This window comes from Pseudomonas sp. FW305-28 (genome assembly GCF_017351395.1).
In the GTDB taxonomy this organism is placed as follows: Bacteria; Pseudomonadota; Gammaproteobacteria; order Pseudomonadales; family Pseudomonadaceae; genus Aquipseudomonas; species Aquipseudomonas fluorescens_AA.
Window position 1 is genome coordinate 1 of the sequence record NZ_JACNDD010000201.1, and the last position, 10,276, is coordinate 10,276.

Below are 10,276 nucleotides of genomic sequence, written 5' to 3' on the forward strand. Positions count from 1 at the left end.
ATCGGTGAAGGCTCGACCGAACAGCGTCACACCCCAGGGCAAGCCGTTGGTCATGAACGCGCTGGGAACGGCGACGGCGGCGTAGTCCAGCAGGTTCATGAAATTGGTGTAGTAACCCAGTTCCGAGTTGCGTAGCACCGGTTCGGCGGCCAGTTCGGCGAGGGTCACTGGCCGGCCAATGGTCGGTGTGAGTACGCAATCAAGCGCGTCCATGGCCCGGTCGCATTGGGCTTTGAGCGTTTGCAAACGGTAGCGGGCGCGGAAGGTTTGTACGCCATCTACCGTAGGCGCTTTCGCCAATACGGCGCGGATGACGGGCAGTACGGCGTCGGGTTCGTGCTCCATCAATGGGCCGGCAACGCTGTAGCGTTCGGCCACCCACGGGCCTTCATAAAGCAGCCGTGCGGCTTCCAGGAACGGCGACAGGTCCAGTTCCACGGCTTCGCCGCCCAGACGTTCGAGTCGCTCGATGGCCTCCAGAAACAGTTGCGGACCTTCAGGACAGCCGAAAAACGCCAGGTCCTGCTGGCGCGGCACACCGAAACGAAAGCGCCGAGGCGCGCCGAACGAAGAGCCGTCGTTCCACTGCGGGTTGTGGCGGCTGTAGTCGTCTCGAGGGTCTGGACGGGCCGTCAGCGCCAATAGCTGGCTGGCTTCCTTGGCCGTCGCCGTGAAGGTCGTGACGCAGTCCAGCGTGCGACAGGCCGGGACCACGCCCGCCGTGGAGATCAAGCCCAGGGTGGCTTTCAATCCCACCAGATTGTTCAGCGCGGCGGGCACCCGACCGGAGCCGGCGGTATCGGTGCCCAAGGCAAAACTCGCCACCCCCAGGGCCACGGCCAGCGACGAGCCGGCGCTCGAACCGCCTGCCGGATAGTCGGGCAACACGCTGTTGCGGCAGGCGCCGTAGGGCGAGCGGGTGCCATTGAGCCCGGTGGCGAACTGGTCGAGGTTGGTCTTGCCCAGGGGGATCGCGCCCAGTGCCAGCAACTGCTCGACAATGGTCGCCGAGCGTGGCGGCACATAGGCAAACGCCGGGCAGGCTGCCGTGGTCGGAATGCCGGCCAGGTCGATGTTGTCCTTGATGGCAAAAGGTACGCCATACAGGGGCAAGCTTTCCAGGTCGCGGCCTTCCAATGCGGCCAGGTAGGGCTCCAGTTCCTCGACCGTCAGCAGGTGGATGAACAGGTGATAGTCCGGGTTCAGCGCCGCGGCTTTTTCCCGCAGGTCCAACAGCAATTTGCGAGGCGTCAGTTCGCCGCTGCGATAGGCATCGCGCAGGTCGTCCAAGCGAAGCGAAAGGTTCATGGTGTTAATCCTTTGATTGAGTTCAGTCACGTTCCAGCACCACGACGCGCTGTCCGGCGCGCACCGCCGAACCGGCCTGGACGCGCACCTCGCGCACCACGCCGGCCGAGGGCGCAAGCAGCGGGATTTCCATCTTCATCGACTCCAGGATGACCAGCACATCACCGGCGGCCACCCGCGTGCCCACGTCGACCTGCACTTGCCAGAGGTTGCCAGCGATGTGGCTGTCGACGCTCAGTTGACCGTCAGTCAGCTGCGCATCTTCACTTGGCGAGATGGCCGGTTCTTCACTGTCGAAGTGTGCCTGGCCACTGGCGATCCAACGCTCGCGCTCGGCCTCGAAGGCACCTTGTTGCTGGTGGCGGAACGCGGCGATGCTGTCGGCTTCCTGCACCAGGAAACGCTGGTAGTCGGCGAGGTTGAGCTGGCTGTGCTCGATCTTCAGGTCGAAGCGGCCCAGGGGGAATTCGCGGCGGATGTGCAGCAACTCATCGGCGCTGACCGGGTAGAAGCGGATCTGATCGAAGAACCGCAGCAACCAGGGTTTGCCGTCGAATGCGGCGACCTCCCGATAACGATTCCACATCTGCAATGTGCGCCCGACGAACTGATAGCCGCCAGGCCCTTCCATGCCGTACACGCACATGTAGGCGCCGCCGATGCCCACCGAGTTTTCCGCGGTCCAGGTCCGGGCCGGGTTGTATTTGGTGGTCACCAGTCGATGGCGTGGGTCGAGCGGTGTGGCAACCGGCGCGCCGAGGTAGACGTCCCCCAGGCCCATGACCAGGTAGCTGGCGTCAAACACCGTGCGTTGCACCGCGTCGAGGTTGGGCAGGTCGTTGATGCGTCGAATGAACTCCAGGTTGCTCGGGCACCAGGGTGCGTCCTTGCGCACGGTGGTCATGTATTTCTCGATGGCCAGCTGACAGGCCGGATCATCCCAGGACAGCGGCAGGTGGACGATGCGCGACGGCACTTGCAGGTCCTGGGCGGCGCACACGGCGTCCCACTCACCAGCGATGATGCTCAGTAGAGCGGCCAGGGGCAATTGTTCGGGTTGATAGTGCACTTGCAGCGAGCGAATGCCTGGCGTCAGGTCGATCACACCGTGCAATTGTTTGTGTTCCAACGCCTGCATCAAGGCGTGGGCACGAAAGCGCAGCACCAGGTCCAGTTCGGGGGCGCCGATTTCCAGCAGCAGATGAGTGTCGCCGGCCAGGCGAGCAACCAGGCGGGTATCGTCCTGCCCGATATCCAACACCACAGGCGACACAATCCTCTGTGGGAGCGAGCTTGCTCGCGATAGCGGCGGGACATCCAACATCGAAGTCACTGACTGACCGCTATCGCGAGCAAGCTCGCTCCCACAGGGGGCCCATTTCAGGGCCAGTGAGCGCGCGGTCGATATATCCACCGGCACGAATCGCACCTTGTCCCCGGCCTTGAGCTGCCCCAACTGCCAGAGATCCGCTTCGATCACCGTCACCGGGCAGACGAAACCGCCCAGGCTCGGGCCGTCGGGGCCGAGGATGACGGGCATGTCGCCGGTGAAGTCCACGGCACCGATGGCGTAGGGGTTGTCATGGATATTGGAAGGATGCAGCCCGGCCTCGCCACCGTCGGCGCGAACCCATTCAGGTTTCGGCCCGATCAGTCGGACGCCGGTGCGGCTGGAGTTGAAGTGCACTTCCCAGGCGGTGTCGAAGAACGTCTGGATAGAGCGCTCGGTGAAATATTCGGGCGCGCCGTGGGGGCCGTAGATCACGCGGATCTGGCGCACGCTCGGCAGTTCCAGGATCGGTGCGCTGGTTGGCGGCAGCGTCGTGTGCTCATCCAGTGGCGCTAGGTGCAACACGTCGCCGGTACACAATGCTCGTCCGCCATGGCCGCCAAACTGGCCGAGGGTAAACGTGCTTTTACTGCCCAGGTAATCCGGCACTTGTACGCCACCCTGCAGGCACAGGTAGCTGCGCGCCCCGGCACCGGAAATGTTGCCGATGGCGAGGGTGGCGCCGGCAGCGATCGACAGCGGGGTGTTCATCGGTACGGCTTCACCGTCGAGCGTGAGGGCAATCACCGCACCGGTCACCGCCACCCGGGCATCGCAGTTGAAACGCAGCAGCGGCCCGTTCATGGTGATTTCCAATGCCGCCGCACCTTCTTCATTGCCCAGCAGGCGGTTGCCCAGGCGCAACGAACGGCTGTCCATCGGTCCTGACGGCGGCACCCCCACCGCCCAATAACCGAGGCGGCCGGGATAGTCCTGGACGCTGGTCTGGGTGCCGGGGCTGAGCACTTCAACGGTGTTGGCACGGTAGACCAACGCGTCCAGGCAGCGGGTCCAGGGCTGGCCGTTGGCAAACGGTGCATCAAGGAGAATCTGTTGCAGGTAGGCGCGGTTGGTTTCGACGCCGTACAGCAGGCTTTCGTCCAGCGCTTGGTGCAAGCCCAGGCGGGCCTGTTCGCGGGTTGGCGCCCAGCGAATGACCTTGGCGATCATCGGGTCGAAATAGGGCGGGATCTGGCAACCGGCCTCGACCCAGGTGTCGATGCGCAACTGTTTGCCGTCGGCCTCGGGGAATTTCACGGCGGTCAGCAGTCCCGGGCTTGGCTGGAAGTCCCGGCCTGGATCCTCGGCGTACAAGCGCGCCTGGATCGCGTGGCCCTCGGCTTTTAAACCCTGGCTCAACTCGTTCAGCGGCGGGAGGTCTCCGGCAGCCAGTTGCACCATCCAGCGCACCAGGTCCACGCCCCACACCTGTTCGGTGACACCGTGCTCCACTTGCAGGCGGGTGTTCACTTCCAGAAAGTAAAAGCGCCCGGCGTCGCTGTCGAACACGAATTCCACAGTGCCGGCGCTGCGGTAATTCACCGCCTGGGCCAGTTGGATCGCCGCTGCGCAGAGTTCGTCGGCCATGCCTTCGGGCAGGTTGGGCGCCGGGGTTTCCTCGAGGACCTTCTGGTTGCGCCGTTGCACCGAGCAGTCGCGCACGCCCAGGGCGATCACCTGGCCCTGGCCGTCGCCGAACACCTGCACCTCCAGGTGCCGGGCCTTCTCGATGTATTTCTCGATGAATACTCCGGCGTCGCTGAAGTTGTTCTGGCCCAGGCGCTTGACCGCTTCGAAGGATTCGCTCAGCTCGGCGGCGCTGCGGCACACGCGCATGCCGATGCCGCCGCCGCCGGCCGTGCTTTTGAGCATCACCGGATAGCCAATCCGGGTGCCGGCCAACAGTGCGGCGTCGAGGCTGTCCAGCAGTTCGGTGCCTTCGAGCAGGGGCACGCCGTGTTGCCGCGCCAGGTCGCGGGCGGTGTGCTTGAGACCGAACACGCGCAGTTGTTGTGGCGTCGGACCAATGAAGGCGACACCGGCCGCTTCGCAGGCTTCGGCGAAGGCTGCGTTTTCCGAGAGAAAGCCGTAGCCGGGATGAATCGCCGTTGCGCCGCTGCTTTTGGCAATCGCCAGGAGCTTGTCCACCGCCAGATACGTATTGGCCGCCGCGCCTTCGCCCAGGCTGTGGGCTTCGTCGGCCTGCAAGATATGCAGGCTGGCGGCGTCGGCTTGGGAATACACCGCCACGCCGTGGACCTTCAGCTCGCCCAGGGTCCGCAGGATGCGGCAAGCGATGGCGCCACGGTTGGCAATCAGGATTTTTTCGAACATGGCATTGCCCCCTCAGGCATGAGCGCTGCCTGAACTGGGATGCGGGCCGTCCCGCAGTTGTCGATGGCCACCGGGGTCGTCCCAGGTGGCAAACCTCCAAACATCACTGCGCCCCTTGTGGGAGCGAGCTTGCTCGCGATAGCGATGGTCCATCCAACATCGATGTGCCTGACAGACCGCTATCGCGAGCAAGCTCGCTCCCACAGGGGATCAGGGCGTTACTTGATGCATTGCCCCGATCGGCTCTGGCACAGCGTGAACAGCCAGCGACGCAGGCGGGTGAGTTTCAGTTCCATATCAAAAGCTCCGCTGGCGTGGGGTTGTAGGCGTTGCACGGGTTATTCAGTTGCGGGCAGTTGGAGATCAGCACGATCACGTCCATCTCGGCCCGCAGGTCGACGTATTTGCCTGGCGCCGAGATCCCGTCTTCGAAGGTCAGCCCGCCGTCGGCGGTGACCGGCACGTTCATGAAAAAGTTGATGTTCGGCCCGATATCGCCCTTGCCCAGGCGACCATCGTGGGCGCAGGCCCGCAGGTAGTTGTCACGGCAGCTGTGCATGTAGCGTTTTTCCAGGGCGTAGCGCACGGTGTTGCTTTCCTGGGCGCAGGCGCCGCCGAGGGTGTCGTGGCGCCCGCAAGTGTCTTCGACGATGGTCAGCATCGGGTGGCCGAGGTTGGAATAGAGCACGCTGCCGGTGCTCAAATAAACGCTGTTTTGCCGGCGCAGGGTGCGTTGCACGTCGTAGCGTTCCTTGGGGTTGGCCAGGCTGTAGAACAGCGTATCGACCGCCTGGTTGCCTTCGAGGTCGAGGATGCGCAGGGTCTGGCCCGCCTTGACCTCCACCAGCCAGGGTTCCCCGGCGGGAATCGTGGCACGGTAGACAGCGGTGTCGGGTTGCTTGTGTGCGGTGGCGATGGCGAGTGACATGGCAGCGATCCTCAGGTGAACAGGCGGTCGGTGTTGATGAAGCCGCGCTGGTTTTCCGGGCGCGAAAGACGGCAGTGCTCGGCGACGCTGGCGTCGGCATTCATCCAGCTGAGCTTGAGCGGTTGCGGGGCGTATTGCGGGTTTGGGTCCATCGGATGTTGCAGCGCGGTCAGCACCACCAGGGTGTCCATTGGCGCGTACAGCTCGATGTAGTCGCCGGTCAGGGAGTTGCCCTCGACGAAGTGAAAGTTTCCCGCCTCATCGACATCGACCCGGCTGAACAGGTTGAGGGTCATCAACAGGTCGGACAGGCCCAGGCCCCATTTGCCCAGTTCCACCAACAGGTTGTCGGTGCCGTTGCGAAAGAAGCCGTTGCGCAGTTCCTGGTAGCGACCCTGACCGTATTTTTGTGCGACTTCCTCGGCGCAGAGCACGCCGCCCAGGCTGTCGCTCCAGCCGCAGGTGTCGGCGGTGATGGCCGCCAGTACCCGGCCCATGTCCGAGTAGAGGCAGTGGCCGGCGGTGAGCTTGGCGGTGTGTTGGCATTTGAGGCTGTCAGGCAGGTTCAAGCGTTCGGTTTTCTCGTTGGCATTGAGTAGCGTCAGGCTCACGTTGGCCCCGCCGCGCAGATCGGTCAGGCGCAGCAGCTGGCCGCGCTTGAGCACGAACGAACGGTGGCCGCCGCCGGGCAGCAGTTCTTCGGCGAAGGGCGTAAACAAGCGGGTCGAGTCGGGCATGGAAAAACTCCTTTCAAGCGATACGCAATGTGCCGGCCAGTTCGGCGGGCAGGGCGTCGACGGCGGCACGGGCGGTGCGGCGGTCGCTGTTCAATGGAATGTCGTAGGTGATGCGGGCGCCATAGGCGCCAGGGGCGTGGGGATCGACACGGACTTTGTCGAACACCAGCAGGCGCGTGCCGAGGCTGAAACCTTCGGACAGGTCATGGGTGACCATGAACACGGTCAGGCGGGTTTCGCGCCACAACTCCAGCAACAAGGCGTGCATGTCTTTGCGAATGCCCGGGTCGAGGGCGCCGAAGGGTTCGTCCAGCAGCAGGACCCGCGGCTTCATGATCAGTGCCTGGGCGATGGCCAGTCGCTGCTGCATGCCTCCGGACAGTTGCGCCGGGTATTTATCCAGCGCATGGCCGAGTCCGACTTTGTCCAGCAAGTGTGCGGCGTCTTCCCGGGCCTGGCGTTTGGCGCTGCCGAACAGACGGCCCAGTAGCGGCGAGCGCGGCAACTCCAGGCCCAGGGCGACGTTGTCCAGCACGGTCAGGTGCGGGAACACCGAGTAACGCTGGAACACCACGCCGCGGCTGGCATCCGGCTCGCCGGCCAAGGGCTCGCCATCCAGGAGAATCTGTCCGCGACTGGCGCGTTCCTGGCCCAGTAGCAAGCGCAGGAAGGTCGACTTGCCGCAACCCGACGCCCCCACCAAGGTGCAGAACTCACCCTCGGCGACGCTCAGGTTCAAGCGCTCGAGCACCACCTGATCGCCGTACTGTTGCCAGACATTGTTCACGGTAATGAAACTCATGCCTTCGCCCCCTCATACCAGGGGAACGCTTGCCGGGTCAGGCGCTTGAGGCCCCAGTCCATCAGCCAGGCGAGCAGGGTGATCCACACCACGTACGGCAAGATCACGTCCATCGCCAGGTAACGGCGCACCAGGAAAATCCGATAGCCCAGCCCATCGGTGGAGGCGATGGCTTCGGCGGCGATCAGAAACAGCCAGGCCGAACCGAGCATCAGTCGCAGGGAAATCAACAGGCGCGGCAGTAATTGCGGCAGCACCACCCGCAGCATCAGGGTCCAGGTCGAAGCGCCGAGAGTCTGGGCCTTGATCAGCAGTTCGGGCGGAATTTCCCGAGCGCGCTGTTCCAGGTCCCGGGCCAGGCACGGTGTGATGCCAATCACGATCAGCATCACTTTCGACAACTCTCCCAGGCCGAAGACGATGAACAGGATCGGCAGGATAGCCAGCGGCGGCACCATCGACACCACGGTGAGCAGCGGCGATAACGGCGCGCCCAATAGCGGCAACGTGCCGGCGGCAATGCCCAGGCACAGCCCGGCCAGGGCACTGATGCCCAGGCCGATGGCCAACCGGCGCAGGCTTGAGGCGGTGTCCTGCCAGAGCAGGTATTCGCCGCTGCGGGCGTCAGCGGTGAAGGCCAGGCGCTTGACCGCATCGGCCATTTGTACGGCGCTGGGCAGCAGTTTGTCGTTGGGGTTGTCCGTCAACCGTTCGGCCGAGCCCATGAAGTAGGCGAACAACACCAGCGCGAATGGCAGGATCACCAGCAACAAGCGGCTGGGACGATCCGGGTAGCGGTTGATCAGGCGCATGCCAGGTCCTCCGGTTTACAGCTTGGCGTCGGCGGCCAGCTGTACGTAGGTCGGGTCAAAGCGCAGCTTGAGGTTGGCCTTGTCGCCGCGGGTCACGCCATTGGCGAACGCCATGCCGACCGCGTTTGTGTCCTTGGCGCCTTCGCCCAACAAACCGTGCTGGAAGGAGAATTCGGCGACCTTGCCCATGGTGGCGGGCAGTTGTTCGCTGGTGGCGAAACCGAGGGCTTCTTTGGGCGTGGCGAACAGCTTGGTGGTGTCCAGTTGCGCCTGGAAACCTTTGAGGTCGGTGCCCGAGGCTTTGGCCATGTGTTCCAACGCGGCCTGGCTGGCTGGGTTTTTCGCATTCATCAGCGCCACCACTTCAAACCAGGCGCCGGTCAACGCTTTGCCCAGGGCCGGGTTGTCCTGCAAGGTCTGGGTGTTGACCACCATCATGTCCATGATCTCGCCGGGAACCTGGCTGGAATTGAACACTTCGCTCACGCCGGGCTGGGCCTTGATGTCCGAGAGCATCGGGTTCCAGGTGGTGACGGCCTTGACCTGATCGGTGTTGAACGCGGCGGAGATGTCGGCGTCGGAGGTGTTGACGACTTTCAGGTCCTTTTCGGCAAGGCCGACGGAATCCAGGGCGCGGGCCAGCAGGTAATGGGACACCGACAGTTCCACCAGATTGACGTCCATGCCCTTGAGGTCGGCCACTTTCTTGCCCTCGCCCTTGAGGACGATGCCGTCGTTGCCGTTAGAGAAATCGCTGACGATCAGCGCGGTGCTGTCCACGCCACCGGCGGCGGGAATGGTCAGGGCGTCCATGTTGGTCATGGTGCAGCCATCGAACTGACCGGCGGTGTACTGATTGATGGATTCAACGTAATCGTTGAGCTGCACGACATCGATCTTGATGCCGTATTTTTTCGCCCATTTGTCGACGATGCCCTGGCTGCCGGCGTATTCCCAGGGCATCCAGCCGGCGTAAATGGTCCAGCAGACGCTGAAGTGGTCTTTTTGTGCGGCGGCGGATGAAAAGCTCACGAGGGCCGAGAGGGCGGCGAGGAGCAGGGCGGACAGACGAAGCTTGAGCATGGTGGTTCTCCAGTTGATCAAGGGCGGGCAGGAGCAACGCGGCACCGCGAACGGTGGCTTGTCTCCCGGGCTTTTGTCCCGCCGTGTAACCTCAACTGGAGGTCGCCAACTCTCGGACCAGCCACTCGCCAGAGGCGAGCCGGAACCCTAGTCAGCCATTGCAAATTGTGGTGCCGCGAACCTGTGATGACTCCTGCACGGAGTTTGTTAAAGCGAGAGCCGTGCCAACTCCGGCAAAGCCCCGGGCCAGAGAGGGCAGGTGTTGGGGAAGGAGGATCGAGGGCGGATTTGTGCTTGCTTGTGGTGCTCTCGCGCACCGGAAAAGAGCGACGAGGGACATGTTTCCAGTTGTTGCCAGGTCGCACCAGATTCCGATTTTGCTGTCTGAGTAGTTGTCAGTCACACCCTGTTGACTGCCGCCCATCAGCGTCGCTGATGTGGCCCATCCGCGGTCCAGGAGGCCGCCATGTATCGACGACTGCTGCTCATTGCGTTTCTCGGTTTGACTCTTTCGGCCTGCGTGCCTTATTACGACGGAGACTCGAGCTACTACCGTTCCGAGGTCTACACCTCACCGGCGCCGGTCTATTACGGTGGCGGGAGTTATTATTCGGCCCCGCGTGGCTATTACGCCCCGCGGTATTACCAACCGGCGCCGCGCTATTACTCGGCACCGCGTTACTACCAACAAGGCCCACGCTACTACTCGCCACCGCGAGCGGCGTACCGGTCTTATCCGAATCGGGGCGGCTGGGACGGCCGTGACCGGGGCGGTTGGAATGACGACCGAGGCGGTCGAGGCGGGCGTGATCATCGGGGACGCGGTGGTCATGACGGAAGGGGCGGTCATCGCTGATCCTGGGGCAACAGAAAGCGGCGCATATAGCGCCGCTTTTTTTGTACCTGTCATAAAACCGATGGGATAGCTCTTGTGGGAGCGAG

Annotated in this window: 8 protein-coding genes and 1 riboswitch; of the genes, 1 reads left to right on the forward strand and 7 read right to left on the reverse strand. The window is 63.6% G+C overall.

Annotation, left to right across the window (positions count from 1 at the left end; genetic code table 11):
* The 7 genes from atzF to J4E53_RS28225 all read right to left on the reverse strand — a co-directional run.
* A partial coding sequence (gene atzF, locus J4E53_RS28195) for an allophanate hydrolase (protein ID WP_207268239.1) occupies positions 1–1,308 on the reverse strand: 1,308 nt, incomplete at its 3' end.
* Positions 1,309–1,330: 22 nt separating this feature from the next.
* On the reverse strand, positions 1,331–4,972 hold the full coding sequence (gene uca / locus J4E53_RS28200; protein ID WP_103311039.1) for an urea carboxylase: 3,642 nt from the start codon (positions 4,970–4,972) through the stop codon (positions 1,331–1,333).
* A 286-nt stretch (positions 4,973–5,258) separates the two neighbouring features.
* Entirely contained in the window at positions 5,259–5,900 is a 642-nt protein-coding gene (locus J4E53_RS28205; RefSeq protein ID WP_042732480.1) for an urea amidolyase associated protein UAAP2, read from the reverse strand.
* 11 nt (positions 5,901–5,911) lie between these two features.
* Positions 5,912–6,637, reverse strand: a complete 726-nt coding sequence (locus J4E53_RS28210; protein WP_103311041.1) for an urea amidolyase associated protein UAAP1 — start codon at positions 6,635–6,637, stop codon at positions 5,912–5,914.
* A 13-nt stretch (positions 6,638–6,650) separates the two neighbouring features.
* Positions 6,651–7,439: an ABC transporter ATP-binding protein gene (locus J4E53_RS28215; protein WP_103311042.1), complete on the reverse strand. Its 789-nt coding sequence runs from the start codon at positions 7,437–7,439 to the stop codon at positions 6,651–6,653.
* Positions 7,436–8,251, reverse strand: a complete 816-nt coding sequence (locus J4E53_RS28220; protein ID WP_060738777.1) for an ABC transporter permease — start codon at positions 8,249–8,251, stop codon at positions 7,436–7,438. Before J4E53_RS28220 ends, J4E53_RS28215 begins: the two co-directional genes overlap by 4 nt.
* A 15-nt stretch (positions 8,252–8,266) precedes the next feature.
* Positions 8,267–9,334: a putative urea ABC transporter substrate-binding protein gene (locus J4E53_RS28225; protein ID WP_103311044.1), complete on the reverse strand. Its 1,068-nt coding sequence runs from the start codon at positions 9,332–9,334 to the stop codon at positions 8,267–8,269.
* A gap of 60 nt (positions 9,335–9,394) precedes the next feature.
* Positions 9,395–9,496, reverse strand: a riboswitch (guanidine-I (ykkC/yxkD leader).
* Positions 9,497–9,800: 304 nt separating this feature from the next.
* Here J4E53_RS28225 and J4E53_RS28230 point away from each other — a divergent pair.
* Complete coding sequence (locus tag J4E53_RS28230) at positions 9,801–10,190, forward strand: hypothetical protein (protein WP_081015315.1); 390 nt, start codon at positions 9,801–9,803, stop codon at positions 10,188–10,190.
* Positions 10,191–10,276: the final 86 nt, after the last annotated feature.

What these genes read in the sequence shown, in the direction of transcription:
- J4E53_RS28205 (WP_042732480.1), bottom strand. Translation starts at nt 5,900, where the DNA reads ATGTCACTCGCCATCGCCACCGCACACAAGCAACCCGACACCGCTGTC.
- J4E53_RS28215 (WP_103311042.1), bottom strand. Translation starts at nt 7,439, where the DNA reads ATGAGTTTCATTACCGTGAACAATGTCTGGCAACAGTACGGCGATCAG.
- J4E53_RS28230 (WP_081015315.1), top strand. Translation starts at nt 9,801, where the DNA reads ATGTATCGACGACTGCTGCTCATTGCGTTTCTCGGTTTGACTCTTTCG.
- J4E53_RS28210 (WP_103311041.1), bottom strand. Translation starts at nt 6,637, where the DNA reads ATGCCCGACTCGACCCGCTTGTTTACGCCCTTCGCCGAAGAACTGCTG.
- J4E53_RS28220 (WP_060738777.1), bottom strand. Translation starts at nt 8,251, where the DNA reads ATGCGCCTGATCAACCGCTACCCGGATCGTCCCAGCCGCTTGTTGCTG.
- uca (WP_103311039.1), bottom strand. Translation starts at nt 4,972, where the DNA reads ATGTTCGAAAAAATCCTGATTGCCAACCGTGGCGCCATCGCTTGCCGC.
- J4E53_RS28225 (WP_103311044.1), bottom strand. Translation starts at nt 9,334, where the DNA reads ATGCTCAAGCTTCGTCTGTCCGCCCTGCTCCTCGCCGCCCTCTCGGCC.